Below are 18131 nucleotides of genomic sequence, written 5' to 3'. Positions count from 1 at the left end.
AATATTATAGAAATCAACAACTAGCTTATCCACCCTCCGGGGGAAAACCAACTGTAATATAGATGACGAGCAAAAAAGCCGACTGTACTGTTGTCTAAACCACAATCTTTCTTAACCCATATATATAATAGGAGATAGGATCGTAGAAATAAGTAGGAGTTCGAGGCGACGCAGAATCGGGCGGACTTTGAAGTCTGTAATGTTCGCAAAAATAAGCTATCAGCAATAGCATACTCTTATCTGCCGGAACATTTGCAATTTCCGTATGACTCATATCGCAGGATTGGGTAGAATAGAAGTTATAAAGACGTTCCAAAGCGTTGTGTACCGGATGGTCTTGGGACACATAGCACTTCTCATGCCGGTAAGTCGGCAAGGAAACCTTGCAAATATTTTCCATTGCCCCATCTGTGGCACAATGAATAAGCAAAGTCAGTACTAAAAGTAGTCCGAATTTTAAGCTTTGTTTCATCTTTCTCTTTTAACGGCTGCAAATATAGGACTTATATTTATACTTTTTGCAAAGTCGGGGTGGCAAAAAAGGTTTTTTTAGCACTCGACTTGATTTATATCAACTCTTTACTTAGTTTTTCTTCCAAAAGTCGGAAGTAAAGAGCAATAGCACTGTAAATAATTCCAAACGTCCCAGAAGCATCAGGAAAGAAAGCAGCCATTTGGCAAGAACTGGTAGTTCACTCCATGAAAAAGCAGGGCCGCAGGTACCAAGTCCCGGCCCCATATTACCCATGCTTGAAATAACTGTTCCCACCGATTCCAGAAAACCGACTCCAAGTCCCATCATGACAAGTATGCTGATAAGGGCAATCACCGCATACAAAAAGGTGAAAGCCAACACTGTGGACTGGATGGAAGGGGAGATAACTTGCTTGTTTACCCGTACCGGAAGCACGGCATTGGGGTGCAGGATATGTTTGAATTCATTTTTCACTACTTTGAACAGGATAACCATGCGGATACACTTGATGCCGCCAGTCGTACTGCCGGCACAAGCTCCGATAATCATTACGATAATAAGGCATCCCCAAAGGATGGAAGGCCAAAGCATATAGTCGGCTGTGGCAAATCCCGTGGAAGTCTGCAACGAAATCACTTGGAAGAGTGATTTGCGGAATGCTTCTTCTATACCCATTGAAGAAGTAAAGTGGAGCCAGGCAGCAATAAATATCGTGAAGAAGGAAACGCAAATAAAATAGAACTTCAGTTCCGCGTCGTGGATAAACTTCTTTATCTTACCGTTAAACATTAACAGCAACAGCGTGAAGTTGATACCTGACAGAAACATGAAGATAGAGATAACATAATCTATATAAGGGGAGTGGTAATACTCAATACTAGCCTGTTTGGTCGAGAAGCCGCCGGTACTGGTCGTTGTGAACGCGTGACATATACTGTCGAATACCCCCATGCCACCGAATACTAACAGTACAATCAATGTTCCCGTCATTCCGGCATAAATACCCCAAATCCATTTGGCGGTAATGCCGATGCGGGGGTGTACCTTGTCGTGAGTAGGGCCACTGGCTTCTGCGGCAAATACCTGAATACCGCCCACACCGAAGATAGGCAGGACAGCAATGGTAAAGAACACAATACCCAAACCGCCTATCCATTGCGTCATGGCACGCCAGAAGAGTATTCCGTGCGGCATTGATTCGATATTGTTCAGGATAGTGGCGCCCGTACTACTGAAACCGGACATGGTTTCAAAGAACGCGTCGGTGACACTTGGGATATATCCCCCTATATAATAAGGTAGCATTCCGAAAAAAGAGAATGCGACCCACGCTGCACTGACGATGACATATCCGTCACGGCGGTTGAGTGATTTCACCGCACCTTTGCCGATGGCAAGCAATATAAAACCGATACTGGCTGTGATAGCTGATGAAATCAGGAAGCTTTGCAAATCATCCTCTTTGTAGAAAAGAGAGACAACGCTGCAACATAGCAACATAACTGTCTCTATGAGCAGCAGAAAGCCCAAAATCCGGAATATCATCTTTGAATTAATCATAAATAATACCTGATACTTAATACCTAATTAAAGAATTTCTCGATTTTCTTAATCATCATACTCAAGCAGAACACCACTACATGGTCGCCCGGCTGAATCAGCGTATCACCGGTTACCAATATTCCTTCTCCGTTGCGAATCATACCGCCGATGGTAGTCCCTTTCGGGAGTCCCAGGTCTTTGATCAGATGTTTGGTTATTTTTGCTCCGGCAGGTACAGTAAACTCTGCAACATCCGCATTGGCAAATGTAAGACATTTCACATTGGAAACGTCAGCATCCAGCATCATTTGATAAATATGGCTGGCGGCAATCATCTTCTTGTTGATAACCGTACCGATGTCAAGGCTTTCCGCCATGCCGATATAGTCGATATTCTCCACTTCCGCCACTGTCTTGTCCACGCCCATGCGTTTGGCGGCAAGACAAGCCAGGATATTCGTTTCGGAATTTCCGGTCAGGGCAACGAAGGCTTCGGTATTCTTCAATCCTTCTTCGATAAGAAGATCCATGTCGCGGCCGTCGCCGTTGATAATCATTGTTTTGTCATCCAATAATTCTGTCAACCGGTTACAGCGGTTGATGTCGTTGTCTACGATTTTCACCTGCATATAGTCAGGTACGTATTGAGCGGTACGGACGGCGATGCGGCTTCCGCCCATAATCATCACGTTGCGCACGTCGGCATAATCTTCCTTGCCGGCAATCTTACGTATATAAGGAATATATTTACGGGTGGTAGTGAAGTAAACAATGTCATGTAGTTTTATCACATCGTCTCCACGCGGAATAATTGTTTCCGTACCACGTTTGATGGCTACTACGTGATAAGGGATGTCCGGTGCGCCCAGTTCATAAAGCGGGATATTCAGAATCTCCGCCTTTTCGCGCATCTTCGTACCAATCAGTACGAGAGCGCCGCCGCAGAATTCCCACCATTGGCGTACCCAACTCATGCGCATGGAAGATACAATTTCTTTGGCAGCCAGCATTTCCGGATAAATCAGGGAGTCCACTCCCAACTTTTGGAAGAACTCTTTATTTTTGGGCAGAAGATATTCATAGTTGTCGATACGTGCCACCGTCTTTTTGGCTCCGAGGTTGGTAGCCAGCATACAGGCGGTCATGTTACGGCTTTCGTCCGGGGTGACTGCGATAAACAAGTCGGCTTCTTTGACACCTACCTCTTTTAAACCGGAGATAGAAGAAGGAGAGGCGGCAACTGTCAGCAAGTCGAAGTTGGCGCTAAGGGCACTCAGTTTCTCCTCGTCGTCATCCATCAGGATAATATCTTGCTTTTCGCGCGATAACAGTTTGGCCAAATGGGTGCCTACGTTGCCGGCACCGGCAATAATAATCTTCATGTCAATTGATAAATTCTTTTATTTTAGTCAGAATACCTTCCTCGTCCATGCCGCAGACATGATAAAGCTCATTCACCGCACCATGTTCCACAAATATATTGGGGATGCCGATACGCTTCACGGTCGGCTTGTATTCATTGTCCGCCATAAATTCAAGGACAGCGCTCCCCATACCCCCTCTGACAATGCCATCTTCAATGGTAAGGATACGCTCGAACTTGCGGCCGACTTCGTGCAGCAACTCTTCATCCAGCGGTTTCAGGAAACGCAAATCATAATGGGCGATGGATTTGCCAAGCCCGGCTTCCGCCTTGGTGATGGCACGTGCGGCTGTATTCCCTATCGGGCCGATTGTAATCACCGCAAGGTCTTCTCCATCCTTCAACTTCCTTCCTTTCCCTACCGGAATTTCTTCCAGCGGACATTGCCAGTCTACCAGCACTCCACGTCCCCGCGGATAACGGATTACGAACGGGCCTTTGTCCGGCAACTGTGCCGTGTACATCAATCGACGTAACTCGTGTTCATCCATTGGCGAAGAAATAGTAAGATTGGGTATCGGACGCAGGCAAGCCATATCGAATGCTCCGTGGTGTGTAGGGCCATCCTCGCCAACCAGTCCGGCACGGTCGAGGCATAATACCACAGGAAGATTCTGTATCGCTACGTCATGGATGATATTATCATGCGCCCGCTGCAAGAAAGAAGAATAAATATTACAGAACGGTATCAACCCGTCCTTTGCCATACCACCGGAGAAAGTAACGGCATGCCCTTCGGCAATACCGACATCAAATGCCCGTTTCGGCATTTTTTCCATCAGTATATTCATCGAACAGCCACTGGGCATGGCAGGAGTCACACCGACAATCTTCGGATTGGCTTCAGCCAACTCTACCAATGTATTTCCGAATACATCCTGGAAAAGCGGTGGCATTCCTTCCGTGTTGACAATGAAACGTTCACCGGTGACGGGGTCGAACTTGCCCGGAGCATGCCATTCGGTGGCATGTTCTTCCGCCGGAGCGAACCCTTTTCCCTTTATAGTGTGCAAATGCAGGATTTTGGGTCCCTGCAAATCTTTGATATCATGCAGTACGCGGGCGAGATTCCTTACATCGTGTCCGTCTATCGGACCGAAATAACGGATATTCATTCCCTCGAAAATATTCTGTTGCTGTGCAGCCATCGACTTCAGGCTGTTGCCGAAACGTATCAGCGCCTTGCGGCGTTCCTCATTCAGGATACCGAGTTTGAACAATACGCGCGACATTCTGAAACGTAACTGGTTGTAACGGTTGGAAGTCGTCAGGTTGAAAAGATACTGCTTCATGCCGCCGACACTACGGTCGATGGCCATATCATTATCATTCAGGATGATAAGCAGGTTGTTCGGGGTGGCAGACGCATTGTTCAGTCCTTCGAAAGCCAGTCCGCCACTCATGGAACCATCACCGATGATGGCTACCACATGACGCTTGGAATCTCCTTTTTGCGCAGCGGCAACAGCCATGCCGAGAGCGGCGGAGATAGAGTTCGAAGCGTGTCCGCATGTGAAAGTGTCATATTCGCTCTCTTCCGGTGACGGGAAAGGGCGTATTCCACCAAACTTCCGGTTGGTGGAAAAAGCTTCACGGCGTCCTGTCAGAATTTTATGGCCGTAAGCCTGATGTCCCACATCCCACACAATACGGTCATAAGGTGTATTGTAGATGTAGTGCAGGGCTACAGTCAGTTCCACTGTCCCAAGACTGGCGGCAAAATGTCCCGGATTGCAGCAGAGCTCTTTAATAATGTCCTGCCTTAGTTCATCGCATACTTCCGGCAGTTGCTCTACGGTTAGTTTTCGCAGGTCTTCGGGGTAATTAATGGATTTTAGCAAGTTATATATCGGTTCACTATTCATGATTCTAGGAAATTTAGTGCAAAAGTACGAAAAGAAAGTATACTTTTGCATACGAAATGTAATAAAGTGATGGAAAATCATATGAACTTTCAAACATCTGTGGAATTGCCCGCCGGACTTCCGGCAATCCGACATACAGACCATATACTTTTGATGGGGTCTTGTTTCGCCAAAAATATAGGTGCCTTGCTTGCAGATGCCAAATTCCGGTTGGATCTGAATCCTTTCGGTATTCTTTATAATCCTTTATCTATCTCATCCGCTTTGCGGGAGATTGCAACGAAAAAAGAATACACGGAGAAAGACCTGTTTGCTTATCGGGGGCTATGGCATAGCCCCATGCATCATGGCTTCTTTTCCGCATCCACTCAGGAAGAAACCTTGCAGCACATCAACGTGCGACTTCAACAAGCCCGTAAGGCTATGCAACAACTTGATTGGCTGATGCTGACTTTCGGTACGGCTTACGTCTATGAACAAAAAGAAACGGGAAAGGTTGTTGCCAATTGTCATAAACTGCCCGAGAGCAACTTTAACCGCAGGCTTCTTCTTGTAGACGAAATAGTAGACGAATATACTTCGTTGATTACCAGCCTGGCAGCCCGTAATCCGAATCTGAAGATCCTGTTCACCGTAAGTCCCATCCGCCACATTCGCGACGGGATGCACGCCAACCAGTTAAGCAAATCCACTTTATTACTTGCTATCGACCGCTTGCAACAATTTTTCCCGCAACACGTCTTCTATTTCCCTTCCTATGAAATAGTCTTGGACGAATTGCGTGATTACCGCTTTTATGCGGATGATATGTTGCATCCGTCCCCATTGGCAGTCCGTTACCTGTGGGAACGCTTCTCCGAAACCTTCTTTTCCGCTGACACAAAGCAGATTATGGCAGAGGTCGAAGATATCCGGCGGGACTTGGCTCATAAGCCCTTTCATCCCGCTTCAGAAGCGTATCAACGCTTTTTAGGACAAATAGTGTTAAAAATAGAACGACTTATCGGAAAATACCCGTACTTAGATTTTCAAAAAGAAACAGAACTATGTCATATGCGATTGAATCCATAGCCAAAAGTATCGGTGCCCGCCGTGTGGGCGAATATGAAACGACTATTGATTGGCTGTTAACAGACAGCCGTTCCCTGAGTTTTCCAGAAGAAACTCTTTTTTTCGCTTTAGCTACCAAACGAAATAGTGGAGCACGCTATATTCCCGATTTATACGACCGGGGAGTGCGCAATTTTGTAGTCTCCGAAGAGGATTGGACTACCCTTGCCGGGCAGAGATATGAAGAAGCCAATTTCCTCATCGTCCCCAATCCCTTGAAAGCCTTGCAGAAACTGGCTGAAGTACACCGTGAGAATTTCAAGATACCCGTTATCGGCATTACCGGCAGTAACGGAAAAACCATTGTGAAAGAATGGTTGCACCAGTTGCTTAGTCCGGATCGCCGTATCGTCCGTTCTCCGCGCAGTTATAATTCTCAAATCGGCGTTCCGCTTTCTGTGTGGCAACTCGATGACGAAGCCGAACTGGGAATCTTCGAGGCCGGTATCTCCGAAATGGGAGAGATGGGAGCTTTGAAACGGATGATAAAGCCCACCATCGGTATTTTGACTAATATCGGCGGCGCTCATCAGGAAAACTTCTTCTCATTGCAGGAGAAGTGCATGGAAAAACTGACGCTTTTCAAAGACTGCGATGTCGTGATTTACAACGGCGATAATGAATTAATCAGCAACTGCGTGGCAAAGTCAATGCTGACAGCCCGTGAGATTGCCTGGAGTAAAAAGGATATCGAACGTCCGCTTCATATCAGCCGCATAACAAAGAAAGAAGACCACACCGTCATTTCCTACCGTTATCTGGATATGGATAATACTTTCTGTATTCCTTTTATTGACGATGCTTCCATAGAAAACGTCTTGAACTGCCTGGCAGCCTGCCTCTACCTGATGACTCCCGCCGACCAGATCACCGAACGGATGGCACGCCTCGAACCGATTGCCATGCGCCTGGAAGTAAAAGAAGGAAAGAACAACAGTGTCTTGATAAATGACAGCTATAATTCGGACTTGGCATCCCTGGATATAGCCCTTGACTTCCTTGTCCGCCGTTCTGAAAAGAAAGGACTGAACCGGACGCTTATCCTGTCCGATATACTGGAAACCGGACAAAGCACAGCCACGCTCTACCGACGTGTAGCCCAACTAGTGCAAAGCCGGGGCATCAATAAACTGATTGGCGTAGGCCCGGAAATTTCCTCGTGTGCCGCCCGGTTTAGTGATGACATCGAACGCTATTTCTTCCCCAATACCGAAGCCCTTCTCGCGTCGGACATACTCAAATCCCTTCATTCGGAAGTCATTCTGATAAAAGGTTCGCGTGTGTTCAGCTTCGACAGGGTATCCGAAGCCTTGGAATTGAAAGTGCATGAAACTATCCTGGAAGTAAATCTGCACGCCATGGTAGACAACCTGAACCACTACCGTTCCATGCTCCGCCATCCTGAAACGAAAATGATTTGTATGGTGAAAGCTTCTGCCTACGGAGCCGGTTCTTATGAGATAGCCAAGACCTTGCAGGAACATCATGTCGATTATCTGGCGGTAGCCGTTGCCGACGAAGGTTCCGAACTCCGCAAAGCAGGCATTACTTCCTCTATCATGATTATGGATCCCGAGCTTACGGCATTCAAAACCATGTTCGACTATAAACTGGAACCGGAAGTCTACAATTTCCATCTGCTCGACGCGCTTATCAAAGCCGCCAAGAAAGAAGGAATCACTAACTTCCCGATTCATATAAAACTGGATACGGGTATGCACCGTCTCGGCTTTGCCGTGGAAGATATCCCCTTGCTTATCCGCCGCCTGAAGAACCAAAGCGCGGTTATTCCCCGTTCGGTATTCTCTCATTTCGTAGGAAGTGATTCTCCCCAGTTCGATGCCTTTACGCGCCAGCAGATAGAACTGTTTGAAAAGGGCTCGCAGGAGTTGCAGGCCGCTTTCCCGCATAAGATTTTGCGCCATATCTGCAATACGGCGGGAATCGAACGTTTCCCCGGCGCGCAGTTTGATATGGTACGGCTGGGAATCGGACTTTACGGAGTCAGCCCGATAGACAACTCGATTATTCATAATGTAAGTACCCTCAAGACAACGATACTCCAGATTCGCAATGTGCCCGAAGAAGATACGGTTGGGTATAGCCGGATGGGACATCTGGCACGTCCTTCACGCATCGCCGCCATTCCTATCGGTTATGCCGACGGGCTGAACCGGCATTTGGGACGTGGAAATGCCTACTGCCTGGTGAACGGAAAGAAAGCGCCTTATGTGGGCAATATCTGTATGGACGTCTGCATGATAGACGTTACCGACATCGACTGCCGTGAAGGCGACCAGGCGATTATTTTCGGTGACGACCTGCCGATAACAGTTCTCTCCGACAAGCTGGATACCATTCCTTATGAAGTTCTTACCAGTATATCGACACGGGTGAAACGGGTATATTATCAGGAATAAAACCGTGAGAGATAAATGAAAACTGAGAACCGACAAACGGATAATCAGTAAATAATAAAACGGTAGACAGTAAACGGTAAATGATGAATGAAAGTGAACTAACATAAATAATTCATTGTTTACCGTTTACAGTTTGCCGTTTTTCTTTATATTTGCACCAACTAATAAAAACCTCTTTATCAAATAAACGTATGACAAACTTATTATTATTAGGTTTCTTGCCTAGTGGTTCCGAATGGATTATTATAGCTTTGGTTATTCTCCTTCTCTTTGGTGGAAAGAAAATTCCTGAACTGATGCGCGGCTTGGGCAAAGGCGTGAAGAGCTTCAAGGATGGAGTGAACGATGCAAAAGAAGAAATAAATAAGGCAAAAGAAGACCTGGACAAACCGGCGGACTCAAGTAAGTAAAATAAGTACGGATGGCAGAAATGACCTTTTGGGATCATTTGGATGAACTGCGCAAGGTACTTTTTCGGGTGATTGGAGTTTGGTTTGTATTGGCAATAGGTTATTTTATTGCTATGCCCTACCTTTTCGATCATGTGATTCTGGCGCCATGCCACAATGATTTCATATTCTACGATTTATTACGGCATATCGGACAGACATTCGATCTGACCGATGACTTTTTCACACAAGAATTTCAGGTGAAGCTGGTCAATATAAACTTGGCGGCTCCCTTCTTTATACACATGTCGACAGCCTTCTGGATGTCGGTAGTGACCGCCATGCCCTATATTTTCTTTGAAGTATGGCGTTTTATCGGCCCTGCCCTTTATCCTAACGAAAGGGAAGGAGTACGCAAGGCATTAACCATCGGGACGGTGATGTTCTTTATCGGTGTCTTGCTGGGTTATTTTATGGTTTATCCGTTGACGCTCCGTTTCCTGTCCACCTATCAGTTAAGTTCGGAAGTGGAGAACATCCTGTCACTCAATTCCTATATTGACAATTTTATGATGCTGATTCTATGCATGGGACTGGCATTTGAATTACCATTAGTAACGTGGTTGCTTTCATTGCTGGGAGTAGTCAACAAGTCATTCTTGCGGAAATACCGTCGTCATGCTGTTGTCATCATCGTGATAGCTGCTGCCATCATCACTCCGACAGGCGACCCGTTCACATTGAGCGTCGTAGCCATTCCACTTTATCTGCTCTATGAAATGAGCATCCTGATGATAAAGGACAAGAAGAAAACAGAAGAAGAGATAGAAGATGAAATTGCCTTGTCAGAAGAGTGAAGCGATAGAATCTTATGAATTACTTTTAGCCGTTTGCCGGGCGGAAGATGCCCGGCTTGCCGTAGGATACAAGCAAATGCGTGACTTGCTGGAACGCATTTGCCGTTCACAAATGCAGAACGAAAGTCTGCAAATGACCGACCTTTCCGCCCGTATCAGCTTTATCGCCGCAAAGATAGATCTTTCGGCAGGCGAGCAGAACCGGCTGCATACTTTCCGCCTGACTTCCAATCAAATACTGAACCGCCGTCTCGAACCGACCAGGGAGAACCTGTTGCGGGATGCCAAGACACTGGCTTTCTTGATCCGTAAACTCTCGGACGAAGATATACCGGATGTACTCTACCGCTTGCTGCCACGTGCGGACGCTACCTACATAGTTGCTCCACCTGCCCGTGAACGGGTGCAACGGATGCGTGTTTGCTTTCAATATGCCGACGAACAATATCTGTATGCCACCCCGTTGGATGAAGTCTCGGAGAAACCGCTACTCGTCCGCTACAATATCCCTCAGATTAATGAAGAATTTGCAGAAACGTGCAAGCTACTTTGGCGTCATACCCAAGTGAATCTCTTGGATGTAGCCATTGACAATGAAGGAGTGTTGACCCCCTCATTTATTGTTCTCGAACCGGACTATCTGATTGACATCAGTTCCCTTGCCGAATGTTTCCGTGACTATGGGCATCATCCGGCGAATTATTACCTGTCCCGTCTCCAGCCGATTGAAAACGCCCGCCCTTTGTTACTGGGAAATATAGCCAACCTTTTCCTGGATGAATGGATTCATGCACAGGACGAAGAAGATATCGATTACCGGACTTGTATGCAAAAAGCCTTCCGGCGTTATCCTATCGAACTGGCAGCCTGCCCCGATTTGCGGGACAGGGAGAAAGAACGTCAGTTCTTTGACGACTGCAAACTGCACTTTGAGCATATCCGTGAGACGGTGAATGATACCTTTCATGCCGCCGGATATGAACTCGACAAGACAGATGCAGTGCTCGAACCTTCTTATATCTGCGAAGCGCTCGGATTGCAAGGCCGTCTCGACTATATGCAACGGGATATGTCTTCCTTCATAGAAATGAAATCCGGCAAAGCCGACGAATACGCCATCCGCGGCAAAGTGGAACCTAAGGAAAACAATAAAGTGCAGATGCTTCTCTATCAGGCCGTCCTTCAATACTCGATGGGGATGGATCACCGGAAAGTGAAAGCCTATCTGCTCTATACCCGTTACCCGCTTCTGTACCCGTCCCGCCCTTCCTGGGCGATGGTGCGCCGGGTAATTGATTTGCGAAACCGGATTGTTGCCAATGAATACGGCATCCAATTACGGAACAGCCTGGAATATACCGAAGAGAAACTATCTGAAATAAACGCTACCACTCTGAATGAACGTGGACTGAAGGGTCGCTTTTGGGAAACCTGGCTGCGCCCGTCTATCGACAATTTTCAGGAGAAATTGAAAGTTCTTTCGCCACTGGAAAAGAAATATTTCTATGCCGTATATAATTTCCTGACTAAAGAACTCTATACCTCTAAATCCGGTGATGTCGACTATGAAGGACGTACGGGAGCAGCTTCTTTATGGCTTTCCACACTGGCGGAAAAGTGCGAGGCAGGAGAGATAATCTATGATTTACGAATCAAGGAAAACCATGCCGCTAACGAGCATAAAGCTCATTTATTATTGGTTCGTTCTGAAGAATGTGAGTCTCGATTAGAATCTGTACTTCCCAACTTCCGTCAGGGCGATGCAATTATCTTGTATGAACGTAACAGTGAGACGGATAATGTGACCAACAAAATGGTATTCAAGGGGAACATCGAGCATCTGACAGATAATGAAATTGGTATCCGTCTGCGTTCTACACAGCAGAATCCTTCCGTTCTTCCTGCCGAAAGCCTTTATGCCATAGAGCACGATACGATGGATACGACATTCCGTTCCATGTATCAGGGATTGTACGCTTATCTTTCTGCTACACAGGAGCGTCGCGACCTGTTGCTATCGCAACGCCCGCCGAAATTTGACGAATCATTGGATACCCTTATTTCACAAGCGGAAGACGATTTTGCCCGTGTTGCACTGAAAGCGAAAGCCGCACAAGACTATTTCCTTCTCGTCGGCCCTCCGGGGACAGGCAAGACTTCCTGCGCCCTGAAGAAGATGGTAGAGACTTTTCATGCTGATAAAGAAGCACAAATTTTGTTGCTTTCATACACCAATCGGGCAGTTGATGAAATATGTAAGTCGCTGGCTTCCATCCGTCCCGCTGTTGATTTTATCCGTGTCGGAAGTGAATTGTCGTGTGACGAAAGTTACCGTAGCCATCTGATAGAAAATGAACTGTCGTCCTGCAATCGTCGTTCGGAAGTCTACGAACGTATCCGGAACTGCTGTATTATTGTAGGAACAGTCGCTGCCATTTCCGGCAAACCGGAACTTTTCCGTCTGAAACATTTCAATGTAGCCATCATAGATGAGGCTACGCAGATACTCGAACCTCAATTACTGGGAATCCTTTGTGCCCGCGGTGAAGATGACCGGAACGCCATTGACAAGTTTATCCTGATTGGCGACCATAAACAGCTTCCTGCTGTCGTGTTGCAAAACACGGAACAATCCGCCATCTACGATGAATCACTGCTCTCTATCGGACTGGTAAATCTGAAAGACTCGCTGTTCGAGCGTCTTTACCGGAATTGTTCTTCTGGCAACGACAGCTTGTCGTCCATTATTGCCGATAACACATCGTCTGCCACTGGTCGTTCATTCGACATGCTTTGCCGTCAAGGGCGCATGCATCCCGAAGTTGCCTTGTTTGCCAACCGTGCTTTCTATGGCGGACGCTTGATTCCTGTCGGATTACCTCACCAGTTGGAAGATTCCGGACATATCTCCCGTGTCGCTTTTTATCCATCCATACCGGAGAGAGCGGGAAGCTCTGCAAAAGTCAACTCTTCAGAAGCCCGGATTGTCGCCGGACTGGCTGCCCGGATTTATGAAAGCAATCAGAAGCATTTTGACGAATCCCGTACACTGGGAGTCATAACTCCTTACCGTAGTCAAATAGCCCTTATTAAAAAAGAAATAGAGACATTAGGCATTCCGGCGCTCAACCGGATACTGGTTGATACTGTCGAACGTTTTCAGGGAAGCGAACGGGACGTAATTATCTACTCTTTCTGCGTCAACCATCCCTATCAATTAAAATTCCTGTCGAATCTGACAGAAGAAGCGGGTGTTTTGATTGACAGAAAATTGAATGTCGCCTTGACACGCGCACGGAAACAAATGTTCATTACAGGTGTTCCGGGACTCTTAAAGCGAAACCCTATCTATAAAAGTTTATTAAATTTAATAGAACATGCCTGAAAAATTGCATCATTTTGCAGAAGTTAGTTTTTATTCTCTCTTTATGCAATTCATTAACACCTATATGTTGAACAAACGCCTATATTTGCAACACGTTTTTTTCATAGAGATTTAGATTTAAGGTTAGAAGAATTGTGGAAGTCGTGAGACTTCCCTTTTTTTCATCTTAACGTTTACTATCCTTCATTATAGGAATGCAAGAACACTGTTTTTTAGTGTTCGGTTGAAAATATTGCAGGGTGATGATGCAGAATAAGTAAACCTAAAAAGCCTTCTTCGGGAGAAGAGGCTTTTTTATTTTTTCTTTTTGTCTGAAAAGATTTGTTATAAAAAAAGAGGAAGATAATCCGTCATCGGACATCTTCCTCTTTTCTTTTATTATAGTTCAGGATTGATTAATCCAGTACGATAGGTCTGTACTTCGGTACCAATGCTTTCATGATAACCCAACCAATCAGGTAAGCCACGGCACAGATACAGAACATGATGAAATATCCAGCAGGCTTGCCTTCAAATCCCATGAACGTCATATGCGTTTCGTCAGCGTGAACAAACAGAAGACCTGCGCCAAACTGCATCAACATTGAACCTACACCACCGGCCATACCACCGATACCTGTAATACTTGCAATCGCTGTTTTCGGGAACATATCACCTACGGTAGAGAAGATATTGGCCGACCATGACTGGTGGGCAGCGCCACCGATACCGATCAGGATAACAGGGAACCACGGAGAGAACGTACCCAACGGCTGTGCCAAGAGCACCACCAACGGGAAGAACGCGAAAATCAACATCGCCTTCATACGTGCGGCATACGGATTCATACCCGTCTTATTGATAAAGATAGTCGGAAGTTTACCACCATAGATAGACAGCATCGTCACAGCATACAGCGTGAAAATCAATGCCATACCCAATCCGTCGGAAGTTTTGATATCAAATTGGGTATTCAGGTAAGACGGAGTCCAGAACAGGAAGAACCACCACACACCGTCCGTCATAAACTTACCGGCGGCAAAAGCCCATGTCTGCTTATAAGTGAAGCACTGAAGGAAGCTCATCTTCTTCTCATCCTTCTCTTCAACAACTACCGGAGCAGCGCCTTCTTCATATTTATCTTGTTCGATATAATCCAATTCGGCTTTGTTGACGTGCTTGCTCTTTGACGGAGCATCGTACATGAATATCCACATACCCATCCAAACGAAACCGAGGGCACCGATAACGATAAATGCCATTTCCCATCCCCATGCTTTCGCAATCAGCGGGATAGAAACCGGAGCAATCAAGGCACCGATAGAAGCACCGGCGTTGAAGATAGAAGTAGCGTAGGCACGGTCTTTCTTGGGGAAGTATTCTGCCGTTACTTTGATAGCAGCCGGGAAGTTACCCGCTTCACCGAGAGCCAGGATACAACGTGCGGCAAGGAAACAGTACATACTTACGGTAGCCAGTACCACCACTACGTCACCTGTAGCAGCCATCAGTTCGGCCGCACTGTGCATACCTACATACTGTTCGGTCACGATACCGCAAAGAGCGTGCATACAAGCACCTGCCGACCATACGCCGATTGCCCAGAGATACCCCTTCTTTGTGCCCATCCAGTCGATAAAGCGGCCGGCGAACAACATACATATTGCATATACAATAGAAAATACGGAAGTAATTGTACCGTAGTGAACTTCGTTCCAGTGAAATTCCGGTTTGATAAACTCGTCCCAGGTAAGGGAAAGCACCTGGCGGTCGAGGTAATTAACTGTAGTAGCAAAGAATAGCATAGCACAGATAGTCCATCTGTAGTTTGTCATTTTCTCGCCTGTTTTTTGAAATGCATTCATGATAATGGATTTAAATAGATTTTGATTCGTTGACAAAGGTCGGGATTTCGACTGGATTTTATTTGTAAAATTTGGTCGAATTCATGTATTATTCGTTACATTTATATGCTATTTGTTTCAAAGAGTATATTTATTGTTTCATAACACGTCTAGTCTGTAACGTCGGGGGGAGAGGTTGAAGTATATAAAACCCGGAAAACTTCATCCCTTCTCCCGGTGGGGGAAAGGATGAAGTTTCTCGGATTTTATATATGTAATGCAGAGCCGCGCAACGATTAGCGCATTTCTGTATATTTGAGCTTGTCCATATCTCCGTAGTCGAGGTTTTCACCAGCCATACCCCAGATGAACATATAGTTGCTTGTTCCGGCAGCAGCGTGGATAGACCATTCCGGTGACATGATAGCCTGTTCGTTCTGCATCCATACGATGCGTTCTTCCTGCGGTTCACCCATGAAGTGGCAGATAGCGTTGTCGGCAGGCACGTTGAAGTAGAAGTAAGCTTCCACACGACGGCTGTGAGTATGAGCCGGCATTGTGTTCCATACGCTACCCGGTTTCAGTTCTGTCAATCCCATTTGCAGTTGGCAAGGGCCTTCTTCAAGTACGTTGTTCACAATCAACTGGTTGATAACGCGGTCGTTGCTTTCTTCCATCTTTCCGGCAGCGAAAGAGTTAGCTTTCAGAGAACCCTTGCGTCCGTCGATAGTAATCAACTGAGTCTTGTATTCCTTGTGGGCAGTAGCCGAGTTGATATAGAACTTGGCAGGATTGCTTGAATCTTTGCTCTTGAAAGTCACTTTCTGCTTGCCTCTACCTACGTACAGTGCATCTTTGAATTTCAATGTGTATTCTTTGCCGTCAACAGTTACGATACCTTCGCCACCAATGTTGATAACACCCAGTTCGCGACGTTCCAGGAAGAATTTAGCTTTCAGCGGGTCGATAGTTTCCAGTACCAGTTCCTTCGTTGCAGGAACAGCACCACCGAAGATCAGGCGGTCGTACATAGAATAAGTAAGGTTGATTTCGTTCGGAACCATTACTTTTTCCATCAGGAAGCTACTACGCAGGCGGTTTGTATCATACGTTTTCACGTCTTGCGGACTGCAAGCCACTTGCATCTTGTAATTCACCTGGGCAGAAGCAGACATAGCTGCGATACCCAACATCATTGCAATTGCTAATTTTTTCATCTTTCGAATTTTTATTTGGATTATATATTATATACTACTTATTGTCAGTTACGAGTTTTCTACTTATTCCTTATTACTGTTCAATGCAGCCTTGGCATCATTTCTAGTCATGCGGATACGGTTGTAGATAGCCATTCCGAGCGCGAGAACTACGAGGATGGCAGGGCCGATAATCTTCAGGCTGTAAGTCAGGTGGAAAATACCCCAGCAGAAAAGACTGGAAGCAAAGTCGAGCGCGCCGCCTTCAAAGCCCGCAGGAATATTCACCGTCGGGTCGCCCGTAGCGGCATATACGTCTTTGGCAGCTAGTGTGAAGAATCCGGCAAGTTCTGTCACGAAATACAGACCTACGATTAATGCTACCAGGCCGATAATGAATGATTTCACCACGTTACCTTTTGTAATAGGCAGAATCATCGGGAACAAGTAGAACATACCTGCCAGAGAAGCCAGCGGTAAGAAACGGTTGCCCGGAAGGATAACTGCGAGGAAAATAGTGACAGGAATCAGAAGCAGTGAAACCACCAGCGTAGTCGGATGACCGATTACCAGTGCGGGGCTCATACCAATGCTCAAACCTGTGTTACTCTTATATTTTTTGGCGATAAGTTCGCGGGTAGCATCAGAAATAGGTTTCAAGCCTTCGATGAAAAGACTCGTGATACGGGGAATCAATTCCATTACCGCACCCATCTTGATACCCAGTCCGAGAATGCCCGGAATACTGTCTACCACTTCTTTCCAGCTTCCGCAGCCCAATGCCCCGATAGCGCAACCAATCACGATACCCAGGAACAACGGCTCTCCCATCAGACCGAATTTCTTCTTCATACCTTCCGAGTCGATATTCAGTTTGTCGAATCCCGGAATCATATCGAGCAGTTTGTTGATAACAATAGCGAACGGAACAAAACTTTGGCAGAACGGTTGGGGAATAGAGATACCGTCCATTTTATCATAGAACTTCTGGAAAGCGGGAGCAGTCATATCAGCCATTACCAGCGTAATGATGTAGCAGATGATGGCAGCGAAGAATCCCCAATAGATATTGTCGGAAGCAAAATAAACGATGGCTCCGATAAATGCGAAGTGCCAATAGTTCCAAAGGTCGATATTGACAGTACGTGTTGTCTTGGTAACCAACATAAGGATGTTGACACCTAGGCAAACCGGGATAATGAAAGCACCGACCGAAGTATTGTAGGCTACTGCTGCCGCAGACGGCCAACCCATGTCGAAAATACCCAGTTCCAATCCGTAGATTTCTACCATTTTACTTAGTGCAGGGCCCAGGCTGCTGGTAAGCAACGCTGTCACTACCGACAATCCGACGAAACCGACACCTACTAATAAACCGCTTTTCAGCGCTTTAGCAAATTTAATTCCGATACATACTCCTAAAATTGTGAAAATGACCGGCATCATCACTGCCGCCCCGAGACCGATAATGTACTTGAATACTTCTTCCATTCTGTTCTATTTTTTCTCTGTTTTAAATGATAAATTACTGTGTTTCCCCCAGAGGGTATTAGTTGTAAACCGTGCCAAAAGTACGACCTTTTCCGCTTTCTTCCAAGACGAAAGTATTAATTTATCAGATATTGCATCAAAAATGGACATTTTTG

The 18131-nt window shown here is 46.1% G+C and carries 12 protein-coding genes; 5 read left to right on the top strand and 7 right to left on the bottom strand.

The annotated features are described in order from the left end of the window. Positions 1–94 precede the first annotated feature (94 nt). The 4 genes from AB5443_RS13630 to dxs form a co-directional block, all read right to left on the bottom strand. On the bottom strand, positions 95–472 hold the full coding sequence (locus AB5443_RS13630; RefSeq protein ID WP_022139821.1) for a hypothetical protein: 378 nt from the start codon (positions 470–472) through the stop codon (positions 95–97). 111 nt (positions 473–583) lie between these two features. Next, positions 584–2035, bottom strand: coding sequence for a TrkH family potassium uptake protein (locus AB5443_RS13625; RefSeq protein ID WP_097677838.1), 1452 nt, complete (start codon positions 2033–2035; stop codon positions 584–586). 23 nt (positions 2036–2058) lie between these two features. Continuing rightward, positions 2059–3399 carry a Trk system potassium transporter TrkA gene (gene trkA, locus AB5443_RS13620; RefSeq protein WP_044653265.1) on the bottom strand — a complete coding sequence of 447 codons (1341 nt, stop codon included), beginning with the start codon at positions 3397–3399 and terminating at the stop codon, positions 2059–2061. A gap of 1 nt (position 3400) precedes the next feature. Next, entirely contained in the window at positions 3401–5305 is a 1905-nt protein-coding gene (gene dxs, locus AB5443_RS13615) for a 1-deoxy-D-xylulose-5-phosphate synthase (RefSeq protein WP_073348454.1), read from the bottom strand. Positions 5306–5386: 81 nt separating this feature from the next. Here dxs and AB5443_RS13610 point away from each other — a divergent pair, with 81 nt between their 5' ends. From AB5443_RS13610 to AB5443_RS13590, 5 genes are all read left to right on the top strand, one after another. Then, positions 5387–6376, top strand: a complete 990-nt coding sequence (locus AB5443_RS13610; RefSeq protein ID WP_277132938.1) for a GSCFA domain-containing protein — start codon at positions 5387–5389, stop codon at positions 6374–6376. Further along, positions 6352–8835 (top strand): bifunctional UDP-N-acetylmuramoyl-tripeptide:D-alanyl-D-alanine ligase/alanine racemase, encoded by a 2484-nt coding sequence (locus AB5443_RS13605; RefSeq protein WP_277132941.1) that lies wholly within the window; start codon positions 6352–6354, stop codon positions 8833–8835. Before AB5443_RS13610 ends, AB5443_RS13605 begins: the two co-directional genes overlap by 25 nt. Positions 8836–9026: 191 nt before the next feature. Next, the gene (locus AB5443_RS13600; protein ID WP_007751163.1) at positions 9027–9245 is read left to right on the top strand and encodes a twin-arginine translocase TatA/TatE family subunit; all 219 of its coding nucleotides are present in this window, start codon (positions 9027–9029) and stop codon (positions 9243–9245) included. A gap of 11 nt (positions 9246–9256) precedes the next feature. Further along, on the top strand, positions 9257–10081 hold the full coding sequence (gene tatC, locus AB5443_RS13595) for a twin-arginine translocase subunit TatC (RefSeq protein WP_022139814.1): 825 nt from the start codon (positions 9257–9259) through the stop codon (positions 10079–10081). Next, positions 10056–13466 carry a DEAD/DEAH box helicase gene (locus tag AB5443_RS13590; RefSeq protein WP_277132947.1) on the top strand — a complete coding sequence of 1137 codons (3411 nt, stop codon included), beginning with the start codon at positions 10056–10058 and terminating at the stop codon, positions 13464–13466. The genes tatC and AB5443_RS13590 overlap by 26 nt, the downstream gene beginning before the upstream one ends. A 395-nt stretch (positions 13467–13861) precedes the next feature. On the opposite strand, the gene AB5443_RS13585 is transcribed toward AB5443_RS13590, so the two are convergent. The 3 genes from AB5443_RS13585 to AB5443_RS13575 all read right to left on the bottom strand — a co-directional run bounded on the left by AB5443_RS13585 (position 13862) and on the right by AB5443_RS13575 (position 17976). Next, positions 13862–15310: an MFS transporter gene (locus AB5443_RS13585; RefSeq protein WP_022139811.1), complete on the bottom strand. Its 1449-nt coding sequence runs from the start codon at positions 15308–15310 to the stop codon at positions 13862–13864. 275 nt (positions 15311–15585) lie between these two features. Beyond that, complete coding sequence (gene kduI, locus AB5443_RS13580) at positions 15586–16506, bottom strand: 5-dehydro-4-deoxy-D-glucuronate isomerase (RefSeq protein WP_073347651.1); 921 nt, start codon at positions 16504–16506, stop codon at positions 15586–15588. A 63-nt stretch (positions 16507–16569) separates the two neighbouring features. After that, a complete protein-coding gene (locus tag AB5443_RS13575) occupies positions 16570–17976 on the bottom strand; it encodes a PTS galactitol transporter subunit IIC (RefSeq protein ID WP_195662685.1) in 1407 nt (468 codons plus the stop codon). Positions 17977–18131: the final 155 nt, after the last annotated feature.

Source organism: Bacteroides sp. RTP21281st1_H5_RTP21281_210402, from assembly GCF_040918965.1.
GTDB lineage: Bacteria > Bacteroidota > Bacteroidia > Bacteroidales > Bacteroidaceae > Bacteroides > Bacteroides congonensis.
Note: the sequence above shows the minus strand (reverse complement) of the source record. Positions and strands in the feature narration are given on the sequence as shown.

Coding starts and splice junctions, on each gene's coding strand:
- AB5443_RS13630 (WP_022139821.1), bottom strand. CDS start 472: ATGAAACAAAGCTTAAAATTCGGACTACTTTTAGTACTGACTTTGCTT.
- AB5443_RS13625 (WP_097677838.1), bottom strand. CDS start 2,035: ATGATTAATTCAAAGATGATATTCCGGATTTTGGGCTTTCTGCTGCTC.
- trkA (WP_044653265.1), bottom strand. CDS start 3,399: ATGAAGATTATTATTGCCGGTGCCGGCAACGTAGGCACCCATTTGGCC.
- dxs (WP_073348454.1), bottom strand. CDS start 5,305: ATGAATAGTGAACCGATATATAACTTGCTAAAATCCATTAATTACCCC.
- AB5443_RS13610 (WP_277132938.1), top strand. CDS start 5,387: ATGAACTTTCAAACATCTGTGGAATTGCCCGCCGGACTTCCGGCAATC.
- AB5443_RS13605 (WP_277132941.1), top strand. CDS start 6,352: ATGTCATATGCGATTGAATCCATAGCCAAAAGTATCGGTGCCCGCCGT.
- AB5443_RS13600 (WP_007751163.1), top strand. CDS start 9,027: ATGACAAACTTATTATTATTAGGTTTCTTGCCTAGTGGTTCCGAATGG.
- tatC (WP_022139814.1), top strand. CDS start 9,257: ATGGCAGAAATGACCTTTTGGGATCATTTGGATGAACTGCGCAAGGTA.
- AB5443_RS13590 (WP_277132947.1), top strand. CDS start 10,056: ATGAAATTGCCTTGTCAGAAGAGTGAAGCGATAGAATCTTATGAATTA.
- AB5443_RS13585 (WP_022139811.1), bottom strand. CDS start 15,310: ATGAATGCATTTCAAAAAACAGGCGAGAAAATGACAAACTACAGATGG.
- kduI (WP_073347651.1), bottom strand. CDS start 16,506: ATGAAAAAATTAGCAATTGCAATGATGTTGGGTATCGCAGCTATGTCT.
- AB5443_RS13575 (WP_195662685.1), bottom strand. CDS start 17,976: ATGGAAGAAGTATTCAAGTACATTATCGGTCTCGGGGCGGCAGTGATG.